Source organism: Streptomyces lavendofoliae (assembly GCF_014649735.1).
Classification (GTDB): Bacteria; Actinomycetota; Actinomycetes; order Streptomycetales; family Streptomycetaceae; genus Streptomyces; species Streptomyces lavendofoliae.
The window spans coordinates 241,126-262,049 of record NZ_BMTP01000012.1; the positions used below are offsets into that span (position 1 = coordinate 241,126).

Sequence of the window (20,924 nt, forward strand, 5' to 3'; positions counted from 1 at the left end):
GACGGCTCCTCGAAGCCCGTGACGCGTCACGCCCCCGTCACGCCCACCATCACCCGCCTGACCTGCGACGTCATGGGTCGTCACGCGCCCTGTCACGCCCTAAATGAGAAGAACATCCCGAAACCCAAGGAGAACCGATCATGACCAGCTGGAAGCCCAACCGCCGCGACGCCAAGCGCTTCACCGAAGCCGTCATCCCCGGCAAGACTTACTACTCCATCTCCGAGTGCGCGCAGCCCTGGGGCGCCGAGTGGGTGATCAACGAGCACGTCTTCAAGCCCGGCACCCGCTGGAACCCCACCCCCAAGTGCGGCACCCTCAGCCCCCAGATGCTCCTCGCCAACTACGGCGAGATCTACGACACCCCGCCCCCCGGGCTCCCGTTCCTCGACCAGCGGGGCCGGCGTGAGCCGCTGTACTACCCGGACCCGGCCAAGGCCATCCCCGTAGACCGCCAGAAGGCTGGCCGGCGATGACCACGACCCTCACCGCCGCCACTCGCCGCGCGGCACGGCTGACCCTCGATGAGCGGCTGACCCTCACGCTGCTGGACATGGACGAGCACCTCGACCAGGCAGCGGTCGCCTTCGAGGTCAACACCGCCCACATGCCGGCAGCCGACCCGGTCCCCGCGGCGCCGATCCTGCCGCCCGCGCCGCTGACCGTCGGCCCGTACACCACCCCGATCGCCGCCGTCCTGCAAAGGGCCCTGGCGCGGCTGCGGACGGTCGGCTGGTGCGCAGAGCACTGGGACGAGCAGGGCGCCATCTGCCTCGTCCGCGCCATCCGCACCGAAGCCGGCGGCGGGTCCGTGGGGGCCGAGGCGTGCCAGCTCCTCCTCGACGTCATCCGCGCCGAGTTCGGGCCCTGGGAAACCGTCCCCTCCTGGAACGACGCCCAAGTCGGGCCCGCCGTCCCGCTCCGCATCCTCGGCCAAGCCGCCGACCAAGCCGCAGCCCGCGGCATCTAACCGGAAGGAAGCTCATGCCCAAGCCGACGTACATCCTCACCGCCACCAGCCGCACCGGCCAGAAGGTCAACCTCATCACCGGCGGCCCGACCGACTTCGTAGCGGTCTACGACGAAGCCGACCTCAAGCGCCGTCTCGAAGCCGCCAAAGCCGACCCCCGCGACCTCGACGTCACCGTCCAGCGCGTCAACTGAAAGGAAATGACCACGGGAATCCGCATCTCACACAGCACCGGGCAGACACGCTCCGCCCTCACGATCAGCAACCTCGGACAGCAGCTCGCTCACGTCCTCCCCGCCCGCGACTGGCGGAAGATTCAGCACCTGTTCGGCGGCCGATTCGCCGACATCGCCCACATCCCGTCACGAGAAGCCGGGAAGATCGCCGACATCCTCTGCAAGGCAGCTGGCGACCGCCGCATGCCATCCGAGTGGGCCGACCTAGCCCGCCTCTTCGCAGACGCCGGCCACCGCGCCGCCCGCTCCGGGCAGACCTGGACCTGGGAGTAGCCGGCAACCCGACGGACAGCGCAGCGTCCCCCGCCCAGGCTCAGTGGGCGGGGGACTCCTGCGAGTCCACGGACGACCGGGCCCGCGCCAACCACCTGCCGGTGCCGATCGACCGCGACGGCGCCAGCACCGGCTCCAGGCCGAACAGCCGACACAGCCGGGCCAGTTCCACCGCGCACTCCTCACGCGAATCCGCCTGCACGCTGAACACCGTCGCCATGCGATCAGTGTGAAGTGCGCGGCGTCCATAAGGACGCGATTCGGTCCACGACGGCCCGTTCTCGTCTTTGCTGGACGGACAGATCACCTGTATGTCACACTGCCATCGGCGGTCCACACGTGTGTCGCCTTCCGCTAAGCCCCCAGCCGTCGCCGGGGGTTTTTCTGCGTTTCGGGGAGGCGTGATGCACCCGGCCGAGCTGTATCCCGACGACCTCGTGTACGAGCACGAAGCGACTGAAGCGACCGGAGTTCCGGGAACCGTCATCCGACAGTGGGCGCGACGCGGGAAGATCCAGAAGTTCACGGGCGACCCGAAGCAGTACTCAGGGCAAGGCCACGAGTACAAGACGATGTACGCCCTCCCCGAAGTCAAGGCGCGGGCCGCCGCGTACAAGCCGACGCCCCAGCGCGCCCGTCGCGCCGCCTAGTCGTCCTGCCGCCTGTCGGGCCCCTGCCGAGACGGCAGGACACCCGCTCCGGGGAGCCGTCACCTCACCGAACCCGGAGCGGGCCCATTCGCGAGGAGGTGCCCGTGCCGCTGCCTCCCGGCCTGTCGGCCGTCACCGTCACCGGCACCTACAAGCACCCCGACGGCACCGCGCTCAAGGGGAAGGTTCTCTTCACCCCGGAGCCGGCGATCCTCACGTCGGCGACGCACGGCACCCTGCTCCTCGGCACCGTCGAAGCCGTCCCCGACGTGAACGGCCTCGTCAGCGTCACCCTGCTCGCCACCGACGACGCGGACGTCACCCCGACTGGCTGGACGTACCGGGTGCAGGAGCGCTGGTACGACGCCCCCGGCCGCTCCTACCCGTTGTCCCTGCCCGCCGCGGCCCCTACGGTCGACCTGGCCGACGTGGCGCCGACCGCTCCCGCCACAGGCGAGTACGTCGTGGTCACCGGGCCCGCTGGCCCGCAAGGCCCCGCAGGTGCCGACGGGTCGAACGCGGACGCGGAGGCGTACACCGATGCAGCCGTCAGCGCGCACGCAGCCGCGACCGACCCGCACGGCGACCGGGCATGGTCGGATACGAAGTTCGCCACCCTCACCGCCCTCGGCACGGTCAACGCGGCCGTCACCGACCTCGACGGCTTCGTACAGGACTGCCTCACCCGCGTAGCCGCCATTGAGCAAGGCACCGCATGGCTCTCAGGGCTCCAGGTCGCCGGGAACGCCACAGTCTCGGGCGGCAACCTGACGGTCACGGACTTCACCAAGGGCTACCGGTTCCGACGCGACGGCGGGGCGCTCGACCTCGAAGCCACCGGCGCCGATCTGATCGTCAGCAACTGGTCCGGGACTGGGTTCAACGGGACGCAGCGCAGCTACATGCGGCTCTCGGGTGACGCCCAGAACATGCAGATCGCCGGCAGGGTCGAGTACGTTGACGCGCTGTACGGAGCCACCCGGCACGTCCTCGATGGAGCCGCCAACACGGCAGGCTTCTTCGGCGCCACGCCCGTCGGCCGGCAGACCGTCACCGGATCCTGGGCCGACGGAACCGCGCTCCAGTCCGCGCTAGCCGCCCTCGAAGCCCTCGGGCTGATCACCGACAACACGACCGCCTGACCCCTGGAGTAGGCCATGCCTCGCGTAGCTGTCCCCGTCACCCAGGCCTCGCGCGCAGGCACGGTCCTGCCCGCGGCCACGACCGGCGACCCCGTCAACAACCACAGCGTGGCCAACGATGGCCGTGTCGCCCTGCTGGTGAACAACACCGGCGCCTCGTCGAGGGACATCACGTTCCGGGCCACTCGCACCGTCGACGGGCTCACCGCGCCCACGCGCGTCGAGAGCGTCCCCGCGGGCGAGACGCAGCTGTTCGGGCCTTTCGACCCGAACGACTACGGCACGACCCTGAACTTCGACGTCGCGCACGCCGAGCTCACCATCAACGCCATCCGTATCTGATGGCCGTGCATCGACAGCTCTCCATCACGCGACAAGGGCTCACTGTCGACAGTCACGAGCTTTGCGTACTGGACGAACCCATCACGGTGGAGCACATCGCGGACGACTTGCACGTCGTCCGGGTAGCCATCCTGGTTGAGCAAGTGGACGCTGACGATCCCGCATTCCACCAGGACCGGACTACCACTTACTCCCTTCCGCGCAGCCCCCTCAGCGTGACTGACGTCAGTCCCTGAACGACCCGTCCGCCCTTCGGGCATGGTTGGACAGCAGGTGCTTGCACTGAGGGCAGTGCCGCATCCCGCCCTTCTTGACCATGTAGGCGATGAACGCGGTGCAGAGGTAGAGGAAGCCCACCATCCAGTCCTGTCCCAGCTTCACCAGCCCCGGCTTCGTACACGTCGAACAGTCGCGGCATCCAGACGCCATCACGTACTCCTTGATCACATGCGCGCTTATGCGCGTGCGCACGATGTGATCAGAGACAGAAGATCAATGGGCGCGTGTGGCCTAGCTGTTACCAAGCTGGAGGTGCGTTGTGCCAACTGCACCACCCAGCCGATGCGGCCTACCTGACTGCTTCGAGATCGCTACCTCACGCGGACGATGCGACGAGCATCAGCCCGAGCCATGGAGAGGTAGGCCGTCACCCCAGGAGCGCTACGGCATGAGCAGCGGCACCATGCGGTCACTCAAAAGGCGCGTCACTGTGCGTGACAACGGCTGCTGCTATGTGTGCGGTGGCGAGGATGCCGACGAACTCGAACACATCATCCCTGTGAGCCAGGGAGGCTCGGCTCGGGACCTCGACAACCTCGGGTTGATCCACTCCGAGCCCTGTCATCGCGAGAAGACGGCCCGCGAGGCTGTCGAAGGAAGCCGGCGAGCGCGGGAAAAGAAGATCCAAAAGGAAGATCGAAAAAGATGATCAGGGCCGGGAGGGGAGTCAAAATCACGGCCGGAGATCATTTGGGGACCGCCGCGGCCAGAGCGGGAGACGCGCGCTCAGATCGCCGATAGGGGGATGCCATGGCCAGGGCCGCCGCGCCGGCGTCGCTCAAGTTGATCAACGGCCGCTCGGCCGGACGGGACTCGGGAGGACGCAAGGTCGAGACCGGGCCGGCGTTCAAGCGGGTGCCACCTCAGGCGCCGACCTGGCTGTCGAAGGAGGCGGCTGAGGAGTGGGACCGCGTCATCCCGGAGCTGTCCCGGCTGGACCTGATCAAGGAGCAGGACCGTGCGGCGCTGGCCGCGTACTGCGAGGCGTGGGCGACTTTCGTGTCCGCGACGCGGGTGGTGCAGGAGGAGGGCCTCGTCATCGAGGCACGGCAGGGCAAGCTGGCGCATCCGTGCGTGGCGATTGCCCGTAACGCGGGCCGCGAGATGCGGTCGTGGGCGGCTCACTTCGGCCTGACGCCGTCGACGGAGCAGGCCCTGGCGCGAGGCGGGGGCGACGATGGGGACGAGGCGAACCCGTTCGCAGGTTCTGGCTGACCTGGGCATCAGCCCGGAGGTCGGCTGGTACATGAAGCAGCGGGGGATCCCGCTGCCGGACTGCCCGCCGAAGGTGCAGACCCCGAACCCGGGCGAGGCACCCGGTGCGGTGTTCGACCCCGAGCGGGTGGACCGGGTCCTGAAGTCCTTCCACCTGCTGCGCCATACGCAGGGCAAGTGGGCCGGCAAGCCCTTGGACCCGGACCCGTGGCAGGTGGCGTACATCCTGGCCCCGGTGTTCGGCTGGGTTCGCTGGGACGATGAGGCCGAGGGCTACGTCCGGATCGTCCGCAAGCTATACGTGGACGTGCCCCGCCGTAACGGCAAGACGACCCTGTCGGGCGGCATCGCCGTGTACCTGATGGCTGCCGACTCGGAGCCGGGCGCCCAGGTGTACGCGGCGGCCACCTCGGAGAAGCAGGCCCGGTACACGTTCGACCCGATCAAGACGATCGCGGAGCGGGCGCCGGCGCTGAAGGGGAACGTCAAGGCGTTCACGAAGAAGATCACCCACCCGGCGAGCGGCAGCTACTTCACGGTCGTCTCGTCGGTCGCGGAAGCATTGCACGGGGCGAACGTCCATGGCGGGATCATCGACGAGCTGCACGTCCACAAGTCACCTGATCTGGTCGAGACGATCGAGACGGGCACCGGCTCCCGCCGGCAGCCGCTCGTCGTGATCATCACAACGGCGGATGAGGGCAAGCAGGAATCCATCTACGACCGGCGCCGCCAGTACGTCGAGCAGCTGGCGCGCGGCGCGCTGCACGACCCGGACACCTACGGCGTGGTCTGGGGGGCTGACGAGGGAGACGACCCGCACAGTGAGGCGACGTGGCGCAAGGCCAACCCCGGCTACGGCGTGAGCCCCTCGGCCGCGTACCTGCGCGGCGCCTCTGCGGAGGCCCAGCAGTCACCGGCGGACCTCGCCAAGTTCCTGCGCCTGCATCTGGGGATCCGGACGAAGCAGTCGACGCGCTTCATCCGCCTGGAGGACTGGGACAACAACGCTGGCATGGTCGACGAGGAGGCTTTGGCCGGCCGGGACACCTGGGGTGGCCTGGACCTCGCCAGCACCTCCGACCTGTGCGCGCTGTGCTGGCTGTTCCCGGACGACGAGACGGGGACGCTGGACGCCCTGTGGCGGTTCTGGACGCCGGAGGCGAACCTGAAGGCGCTGGACAAGCGCACCGCGGGGGCCGCGTCGCGCTGGGTCCGCGAGGGCTGGCTGACCGCGACACCGGGGAACGTCGCCGACTACGACTGGATCCGTGAGCAGATCCGCCGCGACCGGGACAAGTTCAAGGTCCGCTCGATCGGCTACGACCCGTGGAACGCCTCGCAGCTGACGAACGACCTGGTGTCCGAGCGGGCGCCGATGGTCAAGGTGCGGCAGGGCTTTGCCACCATGTCGCCGGTGCTGAAGGAGATTCAGCGGCTCGTCCTGCAGGGCACGCCCCGTGTCCCGGCGCTGCGGCATGGCGGCCACCCGGTGGTCCGCTGGTGTGTGGACAACCTCGCGGTGGCGATGGACCCGGCCGGCAACGTCAAGCCGGACAAGGCCAACAGCGGGGACAAGATCGACGGCGTGTCCGCGCTGGCTACCGCCATGGCGGAGATCGTTGCACGGCCCCCGCGCCGGAAGTCCCGGTACGCGGACGAAGACGAAATCATGGTCGTGTAGCGGCCTGGCGGGAGGTCGCAGATGTTCGCATGGCGCCGCACGGCTGTACGCAAGCGTGTCGTGGTGAACCTGGCCGACAAGGCGTTCTCAGGGATCCTGTGGGCGAAGCGCGGTCCGCTGCTGGTGCTGCGCGACGTCGAGCTCCTCGAGGCCGGCCGTGCCCCTCAGCCGATGGACGGCGAGGTCGTCGTAGAGCGCGCGAAGGTCGAGTTCACCCAAGTCCTCACGGGCGGGGGTGGCTGATGGCGTTCGTGGTCAGCTCCGGGCAGCTCGCCATCACGGGCGCCGGTGTCACGCCGATGTTCTCGGCGATGCCGATAGCGGCGGCGCCGTGGGAGTACGAGACGATCTGGCGCACGCAGCCGCAGGTCCGCACGGTCATCTCGTTCCTCGCGCGGAACATCGCGCAGGTGGGTATCCACATCTTCCGCAGGATCAGCGACACGGACCGCGAGCGACTGAAGGATCACCCGCTGGCGCAGCTGCTTGCGGAGCCGCTGCCTCGCATGACGCAGTACCGGTTCATCGAGCGGATGGTGTCGGACTACGCCCTGTACGACGACTTCTACGGCATCAAGCTGCGGCTGGACGGCCGGCTGCGGGTCCTTCCGGTGCCGCCAACGCTGATCCGCCCGGCCGAGGGGAACTGGATCGCCCCGAAGTACTACGAGACGGCGGGCGGCCGCGATTTCGGCCCGGACGAGGTCGTGCACATCCACGGCTACAGCCCGGAGACCCTGACGCGCGGAACCTCGCCGATCGAGTCTCTGCGGGATCTGCTGCTGGAGTCCGCGGAGTCGGCGAAGCAACGGCAGGCGATGTGGAGGGGCGGAGCCCGGCATACGGGTGTCCTGGTCCGCCCTCCGGAGGCGCCTGAGTGGGGGCCGGGCGAGAAGGCCCGCTTCCGGGAGATGTGGCGTGCGTTCACGCAGGGCGGCGGTGGCGAGGGCGGCACGCCGATCCTCGAGGACGGCATGAAGTACGAGCCGGTCGGCTTCAACCCGCAGCAGGCCCAGTACATCGAGAGCCGGAAGCTGACCCGGGAGGAGTGCGCGGCGGCCTACTTCATCCCGCCGCCGCTGATCGGGATTCTCGACCACGCCACTTACTCCAACATCAAGGAGCAGCACAGCCACCTGTACCAGGACACCCTGGGCCCGTACATGGTCATGCTCGCTCAGGAGATCCAGTCGCAGATCCTGCCGGACCTCCCGGACAACCGGGATGTGTACTGCGAGTTCAACATCGATGCGAAGATGCGTGGCTCCTTCGAGGAGCAGGCGGCTGCCGCGTCGACCGCGACGGGCCGGCCGTGGATGACGGTGAACGAAACCAGGGCCCGCAACAACCTTCCGGCGGTGGACGGCGGCGACGACCTGATCGTCCCGCTGAACGTCACCCAGGGCGGGCTGGCCTCCCCGCGAGACACGGCGCCGGAGCCTGAAGCAGTCCCAAAAGCGCCTGCCCGGCCGGTGTCGACCAAGGCCGGGCAGGCGACGGAGCAGCCCCCATCGGTCGATGAGCTGCGCGAGGAGTTCGCCGAGGCGCTGGGTGAACTGACGGAGGGGGAGGTCGCCAGGCTGATCGCTGCTGACCCGGCGAGCGTGGGGGCGGTCCGGTCCTGGTGGGAGTCCGGGCGTTCTGGCCGTCTGGCGAAGCTGGCCGAGGTGATCGGCGAGTTCATGGTCAGGTTCGGGCTCGCGGGCGCGCGGGCGGTGTTGGACCGGGTCAATCCCTCGGAGGAGGGTTGGTCGGCGGATGTGATGGAGCCGTGGCTGCTGGCCGCCGCGCTGCACCATGCGCAGCTGCATGACGCCGCGGGCGAGGAGGCTGCCGTCGCCGCTGTGGAGGAGCCTCCCGCGGAGGGCGGCGTGGCGGCGGCTCTCGTGCTGGCAGGCGGGGTGTGGGCTTCTGCGGCGCTCACTCGCAGCGAGACCGCCGCGACGGAGGCCTTGTCCTTCGGCGGTCATGACGCCGCTGAGGCGTCCGGGCTGGGCTTCAAGACCTGGCAGACCACGAGCTCCAACCCGCGAGCTCAGCACGCCTCCATGAACGGCGAGACCGTCCCTCTTGGTGGGGCGTTCTCCAACGGCCTTCGATGGCCGGGCGACGGTAACGGAGATGCAGCCGAGACGGCGAACTGCCGGTGCCTTCTGACGTACTCGAAAACGGAGTGACCATGCGGATCAAGAGCTGCCCGGTGCGGATCAAGGCCGCGGGCACCCACGAAGGGACCGACGAGGGAACGTTCGAGGCGATCGTCGCCGCGTACAACGTCGACTCGGTCGGCGACAAGATCACCCCCGGGGCGTTCGCCGAGACGCTCGCCGAGTGGAAGGGCCGCGGTGACCCGATCCCGGTCCTGTGGTCCCACATGTCCCACGACCCGGAGTATCACATCGGCGAGGTGCTGGAGGCCGAGGAGCGGCCGGAGGGCCTGTGGGTGAAGGCCCGCCTGGACACCGAGCCCGGCACCAAGGCCGCCCAGGTGTACAGGCTGCTCAAGGGCCGCAGGGTCACACAGTTCAGCTTCGCCTACGACATCGAAGAGGGCTCGTGGGTGGAGCAGAAGGACGGCCCCGGCTACTACGAGCTGCGCAAGCTGAAGCTGTACGAGGTCGGCCCCACGCTGATCGGGGCCAACCAGGCGACCGAGCTCATCGACGTGAAGAGCGCGACCGACATGCTTCCTGACCTCGCGAAGGTCCAGGAGACGCTCGAGTCTCTGAAGGCTGGCAGGACGCTGTCGGCCCAGAACGAGCAGAAGGTGCGCGACATCGCGCGCCTGTCCCAGGAGCTGCTGGACTCACTGCCTTCCAGCGACGACACGCAGGACGCCGAGAAGGCCACGCCTGCCCAGCCCGCTGACGCCTCGCCTCAGGAAGCCCCTGAGGCCAAGGCGGTCCAGCCCGCCGGGCCGAGCCCCGCCTCGCTCCGTCTGCACGCCGACCTCGAAGCCCTCGCGGCCGAGGCCTACACGCTTACGGACTGAGGAGAACCGTGGACAAGATCCAGGAGCTGAAGGAACAGCTCAAGAACAACCTGCTGCAGGCCCAGGCCATCGCCGCGAAGGCGGACGACGAGGGCCGCGACTTCAGCGACGACGAGCGCGCCCAGGTCAAGCAGTACATGGACCGGGCCCAGGAGGCGAAGTCGGGCCTGGAGAAGGCCAAGGCGTCGGCCACCATGCGGCAGGCCCTGGCCGACCTCGGCGACGAGATCCAGGTGGAGGAGAAGTCTGGCGGCGAGCGCCGCACCCCGTCCGGCCTGATCGTGCCCGACGCCAAGGCGTCGCTGGGCGAGTCGTTCGTCAAGTCGGCCGAGTATCAGGGCCTGATGGCCTCCGCCCCGAACGGCGTGTTCGGCAAGGACCACAGGGTCCAGTCCCGCCCGGTTGGCTACAAGGCCCTCGTCACCGGCGGCTCCGACACCTCCGGCGGCGCGTTCGTCACCAACCAGATGATGGGCCTGCAGGTCGGGCAGCTCGCCTTCCAGCGCCCGCTGCGGCTGCGGGACGTGGTCACGAACCTGACCACGACCAGCGACACCATCGAGTACGTGCGGATGACGTCGCAGACGAACAACGCGGCCCCGGTCGCGGAGTCGACCGCGACCGCCGACCCGGGCACGATGAACGCCGCGAACGGCGTCAAGCCCGAGTCGGCCCTAGCGTGGGCGAAGGTCACCACGCCGGTCCGCACGATCGCCCACTGGATCCCGCTCACCAAGCGGGCCCTGTCAGACGCCGCGCAGGTCCGCTCCATCATCGACGCATTTTTGAGGTACGGCCTGGAGGAGGAGCTCGAGGACCAGATGGTGTCCGGCGACGGCACCGGCGAGAACCTCGAAGGCCTGGCCAACGTGTCCGGCGTGCAGGCGCAGGCGTGGGACACCAACCTGCTCACCACGACCCGCAAGGCCCGCACCAAGGTCCGGCTCGTCGGCCGCTCCACGCCGAACGCCTACCTGTTCAACCCGTCCGACCTGGAGGCCATCGACCTCCTGCAGGACAACGAGGCCCGCTTCTACTTCGGTGGCCCGTCCGGGCTCGGTACCGCGGGCACCCTGTGGGGGCTGCCGGTCATCGAGACCGAGGCCGTCCCCGCCGGCACCGGCTACGTCGGAGATTTCCGCAAGGCCGTGCTGTGGGACCGCGAGCAGGCCAGCATCACGATCAGCGACTCGCACGCGAACTTCTTCATCCGCAACATGGTCGCGATCCTCGCTGAGATGCGCGCCGCCTTCGGCGTCATCCAGCCGAACGCGTTCGTCGAGATCGATCTCACCGCCTGATCGGAGGGCACGTCATGGCGTACCTGAACGAAGGCGCCGGCAAGGCCCGCGAGGGCAGGCAGGCCGCTGCGGTCGCGGACATCGCGTCGCCCGGCACAGCCACGGCTGCCGACTGCGCCAACAAGATCAACGCTCTGCTGGCGGCTCTCCGCGCGGCCGGGCTGATCAAGAGCTCGTGACGCTCGTCAACTCACGGCTAATCCGGGGCCGGTGCCCTATGTGCGGCGCACAGCATGCCGCCTGCGGCGCCGCCTCGGATTCAGTCCCCGTCGATGAACGGATGGAGGTGGCCGTCGTGGGCGGTCCGCTGAAGAAGTACAACGTCACCACCCCCTCGGGCGTAGAGACGACCATGAAGCTCAACCAGGAAGACGCCAAGCGGCTCGGTGTCCTGGAGGACGCCGAAACCGACTCCACGGCCGACGCCGACTCGGAGCCGGCCGAGGCGCCGACCAAGGCCCGGACGACCACCCGCAACAAGGCTCGCACCACCGCGGCGACCAAGGACGGCGGTACGGGTGGTGGCGACTGACCCGCTCGCGGACCCGGCCGAGCTCGCGGTGTGGCTCGGCGTGCCGGAGACGGACCCGAAGCTGCTCGCGGCGCTGAACGCCGCATCCCGCCGGTTCCGCGGCGCGGTGCGCCACCCGGTGAGCCTGGTGTCCGGAGACACGGTTGTCCTTGACGGCACCGGCGCGCACTCGCTGCTCCTGCCGGCCGCCCCCGTGGTGTCGGTGGAGAGCGTCGAACTGGAGGGGGCGGCGCTCACCGCCGGAACCGACTACGACTGGTCGGCAGACGGATACCTGCGCCGCCTCACCACTACCTGGCCGGACCGGCTGCGCTGCCTGCACGTCACCTACACGCACGGGTACGCGCTGATCCCCGAGGACATCAAAGAAGTCGTCATCGACCAAGCCCGAGCCATGTACCGAGTACAGCCGGGCGTGCAGACCATGCAGGTCGGCGGCCAGAGCATCGGCTTCGGCGCCCAGGCATCCATCGGCGTCACAGCCCAGTGGTCGGCCATGGTCGAGAAGTACCGCCTCAACCGGGGTGACCGGCCATGACGCCTCTGTTTCACCAGTCCTTCGTCCGGGTGCGAGCCCCTCTCGTCACGGACCGCTACGGCAACCGGAAACGCGACTGGAGCAGCGCGGATCGGCTGACCGTGGAGGGCGTGAACATCCAGCCCGCCAGCCGCCTGCCGTCGAACGAGGAAAGCGACGACCGGCTCACCGTCGTTACAGGTTGGGACTTGCAGACGTCGGAGGGTATGGACCTGGACCTGCTGGCGACGGACCGCGTTGAGTTCGACGGCATGACGCTGGAGGTCGAGGGCAACGTAGGCCGCTGGCCGGACCCCTTCGGGCCAGGCGTCCATCACGTCGAGGCGCGGTTGAAGGAGGTCGACTGATGGCACGGGCTCGCATCGAGTTCGACCGGAGGGTCTTCCGGCAGATCGCCTCCAGCCCGGAGATGGCCGCCTACCTGCTCCGCCTGGCGCAGCAGGGCGAGGCGATAGCCAGGGCGCTGGCCCCCGTCTACTCGGGCCCCACGTGGGGGAACGCGGTACGCGCCGAGAACTACCGCAAGTCGCTGGACGCAAAGCTCGTCCGGAACAGCTTCGGCTGGCGCAGTGAGATCGGCGCGAACGTCGCATACGCCGTGCAGGTCGAGTTCGGGTCTGGCCGCCCCAACACCTCCCGTGAGCGCCCCCAGGAAGGCCACTCGCCGAAGTGGCGTGTCCTGGGGCGCACCCTGGACGCAATGAGGAGCATCTGATGGCCCGTATCGAACTCGCCTACTGGCATGACGACAAGACGCCCGGCGACATCATCGAGGTGTCCGACGAGGACCTGCAGGCTCTGATCCGGGACGGGCGGGTGGCCCGCGTCCTCGACGACGAGCCGATGCCCGAAGCGCCGACAGAACCCGCTCCTGTACCTGCGGCGCCGGCGACGGAGACCGCGGCGGCCGACACCCCGGCCGCCCCGCGTAGGCGCTCGGGCCGGAGCGACGAGTAGTGAGCCCGCTGCCCGTCGTCGTGCAACCTGACGCCGAGGCAGTGGTGATCGATCTCCTCGCCAGCGCGCTCGGGGACGGCGTCACGCTCGGCAGCGAATGGCCCGAACATCTCGCCGAGGAGCTGCCCGTGGTGGCGGTCAGCCTCGGCGGCGGGGGGTCGCGCCTGAAGGGCGTGACGAAGCAGGTCACTCTCGACATCGACGTCCTCGCGGCCACCAAGGGGGAGGCCCGCGATCTGGCTGCGCTGATCTCCGCACATCTGATCGCCTCCCAGGGCACCGCCCAGCCGGGGGCGCGCCTGTATGAGGTCGAGGAGACCAGCCTCATCTGGCTGCCCGACGAGGTCACCGGCACCCCTCGGTACGTGCTCGTGATGAGCATGATCATCCGCCCCTCGTAGGACCCAACCCGCACCCATCTTCCGTACACCCGCCGGCGAGCGCTGCGCGGGTCCTCGCCATGCCTGGAGGCATTCGTGGCGCTCAACGCTGACAACGTGCGCGTTGGTCTGAACGGCAACATCTACCTGGCCCCGAAGGGGACCACGGCACCTACCGATCTTGACGCCGCCTGGGGGGCCGGCTGGGTCGACCTGGGCTACCTGTCCGAGGACGGGGTGTCGATGGAGTACTCGACCGACACCGAGGACATCAACGCCTGGCAGAGCCTGTCGCCCGTCCGCAAGGTGCTGACCGGCGTCGACATGACGCTCGGCTTCACCGCGATCGAGCTGAAGACCGCGACGGTGAAGCTGTACTTCCCGGGCTCGACGATGACGGACGTGTCGGGCACCGTCCACAAGTTGGACATCCCCGCTGCGCCGACGCCGGACGAGCGGGCGATCGGCCTGGAGTGGGTCGACGGCTCGATCAAGAACCGGCTGATCATCCCGCGCGGCGAGGTCACCGAGCGCGGCGCCATCACGATCGGCCGCTCGGACGCGGTCGGCCTCGAGATGACGATCTCCGCCTACGCCACGTCGGCGCCCGAGCTGGCGACGTGGCTGTCGAACGACCCGGCCTGGTCCGCCGCCTGATGAAGCTCCCGGCAGGCGCGCATGCGGGTCGCGCCTGCCGGGCCTAACCCGCAACCCCGCAAGGAGAACCCATGACCACCAAGAACGCCGGGCGTGAAGTCGTCTCGCTCGACGCGCTCGCCAAGCAGCGCCGCGACGCCCTCCCGGACCCCACCACCTACGACCTGTTCGGCGTCGAGTTCACCCTGCCGCCGATCAAGGCCCTCCCGTTCGAGCTGCAGGAGAAGGTCGGCGACCTCAACGACACCGTCGGCGTCCTGAAGGAAGTCCTCGGCGTCGACAAGGTCAAGGAGATGTACGCCGCGGGCTACACCTTCGGTGACCTAGAACTCATCGGCACCGAGTGGCAGAAGCGCTCCGGGCTGGAGCCGGGGGAATCGCCGGCCTCCACCGCCTCCTAGAGGAGCACGGGGAGGCCGTCGAGTGGGATGTCGCCCACTACTGGCCGGGCCGGTCGCTGCTGGAGCTGTACCGGGGGGAGATGTCGTGGCGTGAGCTGCGTGTCTTCCTCCGGTATCTGCCCCCAGGGTCGGCCACGGCACGGGCGCTGAATCCCGACAACTCCTGGTCCCTGGATCAGCAGCTGATCGCGACGACGGCTGACGCGGTGCGTGAGCTGACGCACCTGACGCTGCTGGTCAACACCGACCCGAAGAAGCGCGGACGGCTCAAGCCGCCGGAACCGATCGAGCGGCCCGGTGTCGAGGTCCGCCGCAAGAAGTCCAACGTCATCAAGTTCGGCGGTCGTCACGGCTCCGGCGCTGCTCAGCTCGCCTCCCTGTTCAGGGGCGCCTCAGGGTAACGGGGGTGCGCGGTGGCCGCTGGCGGTGTGCTCGTAGGACGCGGTTACGTCAGCATCAGGCCGGAGTTCGAGGGCGACTGGTCCCGGCAGGCATCGGCCCGCGGGGCGAGCGCGGGAAAGTCCGCAGGCACCGGGTTCTCTAAGGCGTTCGGCGCCGGCATGAAGGGCATCGGCGGTCTCGCCGCTGTCGCGGTCGCCGCGAACCTGCAGAACGTCGTCGCCGCCGCGGCGGTGCTGGCCCCGGCCCTGGCCACGGCAGGCACCGCGGCGGGCGCCCTGAAGCTCGGCCTCGCCGGTGTGGGCGACGCGATGAAGGCTGCTTTCGCCGACGGATCCGCCGACGCCAAGGCCGCGGCCTCGGCTACGCGTGCGGTGGAGTCCGCGCAGCGTGGCCTGGCGAACGCGCAGCGGTCTCTCGCGGACGCGCGCGTCCAGGCGGCCGAGCGGGTGCGTGAGGCGCAGCGCGCGGTCGCGGACGCCGAGCGGAACCTCGCCGACACGGTCGACGAGTCCGGCCGCCGGCAGCGTGACGCCCAGGCGGGGGTGCGGGATGCGGAACGCAGCCTTCGTGACGCGCAGCAGGAAGCCCGTGAGGTGCAGGCGTCTCTGACGGACGCCCGTCGCGAGGCGATCCGCAGCCTCGAGGACATGAACCAGCGGCTCGCCGAGTCTCAGCTCGACGAGCGTGAGGCGACGCTGCGGCTGGCCGAGGCGGAGCGGGAGCTGAAGGCCGCCCAGGCCAAGCCCGGCACCACACCCGAACAGCTCGCCAAGCTGCAGTTGGCCTACGACCGTGCCGCCCTGAACCTCAAGGACCAGCAGCGGGACACCAAGCGCCTGGCCGACGACACGAAGAAGGCCAACAAGGCGGGCGTCGAGGGCAGCCAGCAGGTGCTGCAGGCCCGTGAGCGGATCGCCGACTCGACCGCCACGGTCGCCGACCGGCAGCGGCAGCTCGCCCGTGCCCAGGAGGACGCGCGCCGCGCGGGCGTGGAGGGCGCCCAGGCGGTCGCCGACGCGCAGCGCGACCTCGCGGACGCCCAGGCAGGGGTGACCAAGGCGCGGGTCGACGGGCAGCGGCAGATCGCCGACGCCGAACGCGCCGTCGCCGAAGCAGCCTCGGCCCTGGCTGATGCTCAGGCGGCAGCAGCGGCGCAAACGTCGAAGCTCGACGAGGCGATGGCCAAGCTGGCGCCGAACGCCAAGAGCTTCGTGAACGCGATCCGGGGCATCGCCCCGGCGTGGACAGCCATGCGCATGTCCGTCCAAGACAGGCTCTTCGAGGGCCTCGACACGGCCGTCACTGGCCTGGCGAAGACCACGATCCCGGTACTGCAGACCCGCCTGACGGAGACGGCAGGCATCTGGAACGCGATGGGCAAGTCCGCCATCGCGGCGATCCAGGACATGACCCGCACCGGCATGCTCGACCAGATCCTCGACGGCGCGAACCGCAATCTGCGGGCCTTCGAGACGATCCCCGGGCAGATGGTCACCGCGTTCGGACAGCTCAGCGTGGCGGCCCAGCCCGCGATGGAGCGCCTGTTCGGTCAGCTCGCCGGCGGGATGAGCGCCTTCGCTGACGGCATCGCGAAGGGCTTCGCGTCCGGTGGCCTTCAGCAGGCCATCGACACCGCGTTCCAGGTGCTCAGCCAGTTCGGGCAGCTGCTGGGAAACATCCTCGGCACGATCGGGCAGATCTTCCAGGCCGCCGGAGAGGCGGGCGGGTCGATCGTCGGCGCACTCTCCGATGCCTTCGGGGAGCTGCGCCGTGTCCTTGGCCTGCCCGAAATCCAGGCGCAGCTCCGCACGGTCTTCGCCTCCGTCGCTCAGATCGTCGCCGCGATCGTGCCGGTCCTCGGCGCGGTCGTGCAGGCCCTCGTACCGCTGCTGTCCGCCATCGCCCCGGCGATCGCCGAGATGGCCACCGCGGTCGGACCGGTCCTCGGGCAGCTCGCCGCCCAGCTCGGCGCGGCTCTCCTGCCGATCGTCCAGGCCCTGGGCCCGACCCTGGTCCAGCTCGTCTCGACCCTGACGACCGCGCTGACACCGATCATCTCGGCGCTGCTACCGGTCGTCACGCAGGTCGGTGTCGCCCTGCTGCAGGTCGTGCAGGCGGTGACGCCGCTGCTCGCGCCGATCGGCCAGCTGATCGCCAGTGTCGTGACGGCGCTCGCACCGGCCCTGACGCCGGTGATCCGGATCGTCACGCAGCTGGTCAGCGTCCTCGTTGGCCCGTTGACCTCAGTGATCGAGGCGCTCACGCCGGCGCTGGTCATGGTCGCCGACGTCGTCGCCCGCGTCTTCGAAGCCCTCGAGCCGTTCCTCGCGCCGCTGGTCACGCTGATCGGGCAGGTCGCGTCTCTCCTCGCCGGGATCTTCACCCAGGCGCTGTCCGCCGTCATGGCCGCGGTCGAGCCGCTGATCCCGGTCGGTATCCAGCTGATCGAGTCGGTGCTCGGCGCCCTGACGCCCCTCCTGCCGATCGTCGGAGCTGCGCTGCAGGGGATCACGGCGGCGTTCATGCAGCTCCTGCCGCCCCTGTCGGAGCTGTGGTCGTCGCTGATGCAGCAGCTGATGCCGGTGCTCGACGCTCTGCTCCCGATCTTCACGGGCCTGGCGGGGATCCTTGCCGGCGCCCTGGCCGCTGCGCTGCCGCCGCTGATCGACGCCTTGATGATCCTCTTCGCGGCGTTCGAGCCGATCTTCCCGCTGATCGGAGAGATTCTGGGCATCGTCATCGAGCTGGCCGGGTCGGTGCTGCAGCAGCTGCTGCCGCCGCTCGTGGAGCTGATCAAGGCAGGGCTCGACCTGTTCGTGGCCCTGTCGCCGATCCTGCCGCCGCTCATGCAGCTGGTCGGCCTGGTCATCCAGCTCGCGGTGAGCGTCCTGTCGGCGCTGCTGCCGCCTCTGGTGAAGCTCGCCGGGTTCTTCATCGGCGCTCTCGCCGGCGCTCTCGGCACGGTCATCGGCTGGCTCGCCGGCCTGGTGAGCGGCATCGCGACGCTGGTCAGCTGGGTGACGACGAAGCTCGGGCCCGCATTCAAGTGGCTGAACGACAAGGTGATCCAGCCGGTTTGGGGGGCGATCAAGAACGCAGTTAAGTGGGCGTGGGAGAACGTCATCCGGCCCGCCTGGGAGAAGATGCGCGGCTGGATCCTGGGCACCCTGGCCCCGGCGTTCATCGGCCTCAAGAAGGACATTTCCTTCGCCTGGCAGGTCATCAGAACGGTCATCTCCACCGCCTGGGAGCGGTACATGCGACCGGTCTTCTCGGGCATCCAGCACGCCGTGCACCTCGTCGCCGAGTCCTTCCGCATAGCGAAGGACGCCATCGGTAAGCAGTGGGAGAAGATCAAGGGTCTTACTCGCGGCCCCATCCAGTGGGTCGTGGACGTGGTGTACAACCAGGGCGTTCGCGGCATGTGGAACAGCGCGGCGAAGGTGCTGCCGATCAAGCCGCTGGCGGAGTACAAGTTCGCCGACGGCGGCTCTGTGCGCGGCCCCGGCACCGGCACCTCCGACTCCATCCCCGCGCTGCTGTCCAACGGCGAGCACGTCTGGACAGCCCGCGAGGTGCGCGGCGTCGGCGGCCACGGCGTCGTCGAGGCACTGCGGCGACAGGCGGTTGGCCGATTCGCCAAGGGCGGCCCGGTAGGCGCTCACGGCGGCATCGGCGACTGGTTCGGCGGCAAGATCAAGGCTCTGGGCGGGGCACTGAACAACGCCAAGGACTGGGTCTTGGGCGGCGTCCACAAAGCCGCCTCACTGGCAGCCAGGCCGATCCGCGACCTGATCTCCCGCATCCCCGGCGCCGACGGCGGCTTCGGCCGCCTGGTCAAGGCGCTGCCCACGGCCCTCCTCAACAAGGCGCTCGGCGCCATCAAGGGCACCGAGGACCGCGAAGTCGCGGCAGGAGGCCAGTGGCTCAAGCCGGTCGACGTCGCCTACGGCACGAAGTTCGGTGTCGCCGGCCGCATGTGGTCCTCCGGCCGGCACACCGGCCTGGACTTCCCCGCGCGCATGGGTACGCCTGTACGCGCGGTCGCACCCGGGCAGATCCTCGGTGTCGGCAGGAAGGGCCCTTACGGCACGCACATCCTGGTGCAGCACGGCGGGGGCTTGCAGTCGCTGTACGCGCACCTGTCGGCCGCCACCCGCGAGGGCGGGGCGGTTGGCCTCGGCCAGGAGATCGGCCGTGTCGGCGCCACCGGCAACGTCACCGGGCCGCACCTCCACCTGGAGGCGCGGCTCAATGGCAAGCCGGTCGACCCCATGCCGTATCTGACCGGGGTCTCGTCGGCCGCCGGAGCCGGCGGTGCAGGCGTACAGCGCTGGTCTGGGGTGGTCCGGCGCGCTCTGGGGCTGGTCGGTCAGCCTGCCTCGCACGCGGGGATCACCCTGCGCCGCATGAACCAGGAGTCGGGCGGCGACCCGAACATCGTCAACCGCTGGGACTCCAACTGGCGGGCCGGGCATCCGAGTGTGGGGTTGATGCAGGTCATCCGGCCGACGTTCCAGCGGCACGCCGGGCGATACCGGACCACCGGGCCGTTCAGCTACGGCGTCTCAACCAACCCGCTGGCCAACGTGTATGCCTCCATGCGGTACGCGCTGGCCCAGTACGGCAGCCTCCCGCGCGCGTACAACCGGCCCGGCGGCTACGCCTCTGGCGGGACGCCGAGGGCGGGCGAGTGGGCGTGGGTCGGCGAGCAGGGGCCGGAACTGGTGCGCTTCGGCGCTCCATCCCGGGTCTACTCGAACGCCGACTCGACAGCGCTCGTAGGTGCTGCTGCGACTGGCGGTCTTGCCGCTGGTCAGCCAGTGACGCTTGTCGTGCAGGACGGCCCGACGCTGAACGCCTACGTCGCAGGCGTCGCCGACGGCCGGGTGGCGGCGACGCTGCGGCCCGTCGTCACCGCGATGCGCGCGAACCGGAAGGGGGTCTAGATGGCGATCCCGGGGAACATGCTGTCGGCGACGACGGAGTCGATGGATCCGAGCCTGTCGGGCTGGACCGCGAAGCTGAACTGCACCATCAGCAGGGGCACGGGCGGGCGGAACGGCGACGGCACGCTGCGGCTGTCGTCGTCGGCCGCCGGCGAGATGCAGGCCCGCACGGTCTGGTCGTACTCGGTTGTCGCCGGCCAGGAGTACCAGGCGTTCGCGGACGCCTGGGGGACGGTGCCGGAGCGGATCGGGCTGCGCTGGCTGACCGCCGCCAATGTCGAGATCTCCATCTCGTGGTCGGTGACCACGTCGGCGGCGTCGGCGTCGTGGCACCGCATCAGCGTCTCCGACTACGCCCCGGCGACCGCGGCGACCGTCCAGGTGGTCGTCTCCTCGGTGACCCCTGCGGGCGCCGGCGTCCAGCACAACTTCGAGAACGTGTATCTCGGCTCCCCGATGCGGACGACCGGCAACCTGCTGTCGGCGGACGCGGAGGGCATGGACGCGCCCACCTTGGCCTGGCAGGTGGACGCCAACTGCAGCATCGCCCGCCAGACTCCGCCGGTGACGTGGGCGGTCGACTGGTACTGGGGCGGCGGGCACGTCCTGGCGATGACGGTGACGGCGGGCGGTGACGCCTCGGTCCGCACGACCGCCCTGTCCCCGGTCACCCCCGGGCAGGAGTACATCGGCTACGCCTATCTCAACCCGCCGACCGCCGGGTCGACGACGTGGGTGGAGCTCCGCTTCTACACCGCCGCGTCGGCGTTGATCACGACCGAGCGGGCGAACCTGTCGGCGCCGGGCACCGGCTACTACCGGCAGAAGGTGTCGAAGGCCGCGCCGTCGAACGCGGCCTACGTCCGCCTGGCGGCGGGCATCACCGCCGGCACCGCCGGTCAGGTTGTCCGGATCGACGGCGCCGTCATCATGCCGGCCGCGCCGCTGCGTGAGGGCAGCGTTGTCCCCTACGCCGATGCCAGCTTCGAGAAGGACGTCGCCGGCTGGACCGTGGTCAGCGGCG

27 protein-coding genes and 1 pseudogene are annotated in these 20,924 nt (G+C 69.6%); 26 read left to right on the top strand and 2 right to left on the bottom strand.

All coding sequences use genetic code 11. The features are described from left to right. The first annotated feature begins 140 nt into the window (after positions 1-140). From IE109_RS22995 to IE109_RS23010, 4 genes are read left to right on the top strand one after another with little or no spacing between them, the layout of a single operon-like run. Positions 141-476 carry a hypothetical protein gene (locus tag IE109_RS22995; protein ID WP_189552916.1) on the top strand — a complete coding sequence of 112 codons (336 nt, stop codon included), beginning with the start codon at positions 141-143 and terminating at the stop codon, positions 474-476. Then, positions 473-970, top strand: a complete 498-nt coding sequence (locus tag IE109_RS23000) for a DUF6197 family protein (RefSeq protein WP_189552917.1) — start codon at positions 473-475, stop codon at positions 968-970. Before IE109_RS22995 ends, IE109_RS23000 begins: the two co-directional genes overlap by 4 nt. A gap of 14 nt (positions 971-984) precedes the next feature. Beyond that, positions 985-1,164 carry a hypothetical protein gene (locus IE109_RS23005; protein WP_189552918.1) on the top strand — a complete coding sequence of 60 codons (180 nt, stop codon included), beginning with the start codon at positions 985-987 and terminating at the stop codon, positions 1,162-1,164. Positions 1,165-1,170: 6 nt separating this feature from the next. Beyond that, complete coding sequence (locus tag IE109_RS23010; protein ID WP_189552919.1) at positions 1,171-1,479, top strand: DUF7739 domain-containing protein; 309 nt, start codon at positions 1,171-1,173, stop codon at positions 1,477-1,479. A gap of 40 nt (positions 1,480-1,519) precedes the next feature. On the opposite strand, the gene IE109_RS23015 is transcribed toward IE109_RS23010, so the two are convergent. Continuing rightward, a complete protein-coding gene (locus IE109_RS23015) occupies positions 1,520-1,699 on the bottom strand; it encodes a hypothetical protein (RefSeq protein WP_189552920.1) in 180 nt (59 codons plus the stop codon). Between the two features lie 184 nt (positions 1,700-1,883). Here IE109_RS23015 and IE109_RS23020 point away from each other — a divergent pair, with 184 nt between their 5' ends. From IE109_RS23020 to IE109_RS23030, 3 genes are all read left to right on the top strand, one after another. After that, a complete protein-coding gene (locus IE109_RS23020) occupies positions 1,884-2,129 on the top strand; it encodes a hypothetical protein (protein WP_189552921.1) in 246 nt (81 codons plus the stop codon). Between the two features lie 104 nt (positions 2,130-2,233). Continuing rightward, positions 2,234-3,271 (top strand): hypothetical protein, encoded by a 1,038-nt coding sequence (locus IE109_RS23025; protein WP_189552922.1) that lies wholly within the window; start codon positions 2,234-2,236, stop codon positions 3,269-3,271. Between the two features lie 15 nt (positions 3,272-3,286). Further along, positions 3,287-3,613 (top strand): hypothetical protein, encoded by a 327-nt coding sequence (locus IE109_RS23030; RefSeq protein ID WP_189552923.1) that lies wholly within the window; start codon positions 3,287-3,289, stop codon positions 3,611-3,613. 225 nt (positions 3,614-3,838) lie between these two features. Here the strand turns inward: IE109_RS23030 and IE109_RS23035 are convergent, their stop codons facing one another. Then, a complete protein-coding gene (locus tag IE109_RS23035; protein WP_229891449.1) occupies positions 3,839-4,084 on the bottom strand; it encodes a hypothetical protein in 246 nt (81 codons plus the stop codon). Between the two features lie 196 nt (positions 4,085-4,280). Here IE109_RS23035 and IE109_RS23040 point away from each other — a divergent pair, with 196 nt between their 5' ends. The 19 genes and pseudogenes from IE109_RS23040 to IE109_RS23130 form a co-directional block, all read left to right on the top strand. Beyond that, positions 4,281-4,541 (top strand): HNH endonuclease, encoded by a 261-nt coding sequence (locus IE109_RS23040; RefSeq protein WP_229891451.1) that lies wholly within the window; start codon positions 4,281-4,283, stop codon positions 4,539-4,541. A gap of 101 nt (positions 4,542-4,642) precedes the next feature. Continuing rightward, complete coding sequence (locus IE109_RS23045) at positions 4,643-5,107, top strand: phage terminase small subunit P27 family (protein WP_189552925.1); 465 nt, start codon at positions 4,643-4,645, stop codon at positions 5,105-5,107. 31 nt (positions 5,108-5,138) lie between these two features. Next, a complete protein-coding gene (locus IE109_RS23050) occupies positions 5,139-6,791 on the top strand; it encodes a terminase large subunit (RefSeq protein WP_229891453.1) in 1,653 nt (550 codons plus the stop codon). A 21-nt stretch (positions 6,792-6,812) separates the two neighbouring features. Then, the gene (locus IE109_RS23055) at positions 6,813-7,034 is read left to right on the top strand and encodes a hypothetical protein (protein ID WP_189552926.1); all 222 of its coding nucleotides are present in this window, start codon (positions 6,813-6,815) and stop codon (positions 7,032-7,034) included. Next, on the top strand, positions 7,034-8,968 hold the full coding sequence (locus IE109_RS23060; protein ID WP_189552927.1) for a phage portal protein: 1,935 nt from the start codon (positions 7,034-7,036) through the stop codon (positions 8,966-8,968). Before IE109_RS23055 ends, IE109_RS23060 begins: the two co-directional genes overlap by 1 nt. A 2-nt stretch (positions 8,969-8,970) precedes the next feature. Beyond that, entirely contained in the window at positions 8,971-9,783 is an 813-nt protein-coding gene (locus tag IE109_RS23065; RefSeq protein WP_189552928.1) for an HK97 family phage prohead protease, read from the top strand. 8 nt (positions 9,784-9,791) lie between these two features. Then, positions 9,792-11,084, top strand: coding sequence for a phage major capsid protein (locus IE109_RS23070; protein WP_189552929.1), 1,293 nt, complete (start codon positions 9,792-9,794; stop codon positions 11,082-11,084). 14 nt (positions 11,085-11,098) lie between these two features. After that, complete coding sequence (locus IE109_RS23075) at positions 11,099-11,263, top strand: hypothetical protein (RefSeq protein ID WP_189552930.1); 165 nt, start codon at positions 11,099-11,101, stop codon at positions 11,261-11,263. A gap of 101 nt (positions 11,264-11,364) precedes the next feature. After that, complete coding sequence (locus IE109_RS23080) at positions 11,365-11,616, top strand: hypothetical protein (RefSeq protein WP_189552931.1); 252 nt, start codon at positions 11,365-11,367, stop codon at positions 11,614-11,616. Further along, a complete protein-coding gene (locus tag IE109_RS23085) occupies positions 11,603-12,154 on the top strand; it encodes a head-tail connector protein (protein WP_189552932.1) in 552 nt (183 codons plus the stop codon). The genes IE109_RS23080 and IE109_RS23085 overlap by 14 nt, the downstream gene beginning before the upstream one ends. Then, positions 12,151-12,501: a hypothetical protein gene (locus IE109_RS23090; protein ID WP_189552933.1), complete on the top strand. Its 351-nt coding sequence runs from the start codon at positions 12,151-12,153 to the stop codon at positions 12,499-12,501. Before IE109_RS23085 ends, IE109_RS23090 begins: the two co-directional genes overlap by 4 nt. Continuing rightward, positions 12,501-12,869 (top strand): hypothetical protein, encoded by a 369-nt coding sequence (locus IE109_RS23095; RefSeq protein WP_189552934.1) that lies wholly within the window; start codon positions 12,501-12,503, stop codon positions 12,867-12,869. The genes IE109_RS23090 and IE109_RS23095 overlap by 1 nt, the downstream gene beginning before the upstream one ends. After that, positions 12,869-13,111 carry a hypothetical protein gene (locus IE109_RS23100; RefSeq protein WP_189552935.1) on the top strand — a complete coding sequence of 81 codons (243 nt, stop codon included), beginning with the start codon at positions 12,869-12,871 and terminating at the stop codon, positions 13,109-13,111. The genes IE109_RS23095 and IE109_RS23100 overlap by 1 nt, the downstream gene beginning before the upstream one ends. Continuing rightward, on the top strand, positions 13,111-13,512 hold the full coding sequence (locus tag IE109_RS23105) for a hypothetical protein (protein WP_189552936.1): 402 nt from the start codon (positions 13,111-13,113) through the stop codon (positions 13,510-13,512). The genes IE109_RS23100 and IE109_RS23105 overlap by 1 nt, the downstream gene beginning before the upstream one ends. Before the next feature lie 75 nt (positions 13,513-13,587). Then, positions 13,588-14,148, top strand: a complete 561-nt coding sequence (locus IE109_RS23110) for a phage tail tube protein (RefSeq protein ID WP_189552937.1) — start codon at positions 13,588-13,590, stop codon at positions 14,146-14,148. A gap of 71 nt (positions 14,149-14,219) precedes the next feature. Continuing rightward, a complete protein-coding gene (locus tag IE109_RS23115; RefSeq protein ID WP_189552938.1) occupies positions 14,220-14,549 on the top strand; it encodes a hypothetical protein in 330 nt (109 codons plus the stop codon). Continuing rightward, on the top strand, positions 14,492-14,950 hold the full coding sequence (locus tag IE109_RS23120) for a hypothetical protein (RefSeq protein ID WP_189552939.1): 459 nt from the start codon (positions 14,492-14,494) through the stop codon (positions 14,948-14,950). The genes IE109_RS23115 and IE109_RS23120 overlap by 58 nt, the downstream gene beginning before the upstream one ends. A gap of 27 nt (positions 14,951-14,977) precedes the next feature. Next, complete coding sequence (locus IE109_RS23125) at positions 14,978-19,900, top strand: peptidoglycan DD-metalloendopeptidase family protein (RefSeq protein ID WP_189552940.1); 4,923 nt, start codon at positions 14,978-14,980, stop codon at positions 19,898-19,900. Beyond that, positions 19,901-20,924, top strand: a pseudogene (locus tag IE109_RS23130) (hypothetical protein); the annotation flags it as partial.

What these genes read in the sequence shown, in the direction of transcription:
- IE109_RS22995 (WP_189552916.1), top strand. Translation starts at nt 141, where the DNA reads ATGACCAGCTGGAAGCCCAACCGCCGCGACGCCAAGCGCTTCACCGAA.
- IE109_RS23000 (WP_189552917.1), top strand. Translation starts at nt 473, where the DNA reads ATGACCACGACCCTCACCGCCGCCACTCGCCGCGCGGCACGGCTGACC.
- IE109_RS23005 (WP_189552918.1), top strand. Translation starts at nt 985, where the DNA reads ATGCCCAAGCCGACGTACATCCTCACCGCCACCAGCCGCACCGGCCAG.
- IE109_RS23010 (WP_189552919.1), top strand. Translation starts at nt 1,171, where the DNA reads ATGACCACGGGAATCCGCATCTCACACAGCACCGGGCAGACACGCTCC.
- IE109_RS23015 (WP_189552920.1), bottom strand. Translation starts at nt 1,699, where the DNA reads ATGGCGACGGTGTTCAGCGTGCAGGCGGATTCGCGTGAGGAGTGCGCG.
- IE109_RS23020 (WP_189552921.1), top strand. Translation starts at nt 1,884, where the DNA reads ATGCACCCGGCCGAGCTGTATCCCGACGACCTCGTGTACGAGCACGAA.
- IE109_RS23030 (WP_189552923.1), top strand. Translation starts at nt 3,287, where the DNA reads ATGCCTCGCGTAGCTGTCCCCGTCACCCAGGCCTCGCGCGCAGGCACG.
- IE109_RS23040 (WP_229891451.1), top strand. Translation starts at nt 4,281, where the DNA reads ATGAGCAGCGGCACCATGCGGTCACTCAAAAGGCGCGTCACTGTGCGT.
- IE109_RS23045 (WP_189552925.1), top strand. Translation starts at nt 4,643, where the DNA reads ATGGCCAGGGCCGCCGCGCCGGCGTCGCTCAAGTTGATCAACGGCCGC.
- IE109_RS23050 (WP_229891453.1), top strand. Translation starts at nt 5,139, where the DNA reads ATGAAGCAGCGGGGGATCCCGCTGCCGGACTGCCCGCCGAAGGTGCAG.
- IE109_RS23055 (WP_189552926.1), top strand. Translation starts at nt 6,813, where the DNA reads ATGTTCGCATGGCGCCGCACGGCTGTACGCAAGCGTGTCGTGGTGAAC.
- IE109_RS23060 (WP_189552927.1), top strand. Translation starts at nt 7,034, where the DNA reads ATGGCGTTCGTGGTCAGCTCCGGGCAGCTCGCCATCACGGGCGCCGGT.
- IE109_RS23065 (WP_189552928.1), top strand. Translation starts at nt 8,971, where the DNA reads ATGCGGATCAAGAGCTGCCCGGTGCGGATCAAGGCCGCGGGCACCCAC.
- IE109_RS23075 (WP_189552930.1), top strand. Translation starts at nt 11,099, where the DNA reads ATGGCGTACCTGAACGAAGGCGCCGGCAAGGCCCGCGAGGGCAGGCAG.
- IE109_RS23080 (WP_189552931.1), top strand. Translation starts at nt 11,365, where the DNA reads ATGGAGGTGGCCGTCGTGGGCGGTCCGCTGAAGAAGTACAACGTCACC.
- IE109_RS23090 (WP_189552933.1), top strand. Translation starts at nt 12,151, where the DNA reads ATGACGCCTCTGTTTCACCAGTCCTTCGTCCGGGTGCGAGCCCCTCTC.
- IE109_RS23095 (WP_189552934.1), top strand. Translation starts at nt 12,501, where the DNA reads ATGGCACGGGCTCGCATCGAGTTCGACCGGAGGGTCTTCCGGCAGATC.
- IE109_RS23100 (WP_189552935.1), top strand. Translation starts at nt 12,869, where the DNA reads ATGGCCCGTATCGAACTCGCCTACTGGCATGACGACAAGACGCCCGGC.
- IE109_RS23115 (WP_189552938.1), top strand. Translation starts at nt 14,220, where the DNA reads ATGACCACCAAGAACGCCGGGCGTGAAGTCGTCTCGCTCGACGCGCTC.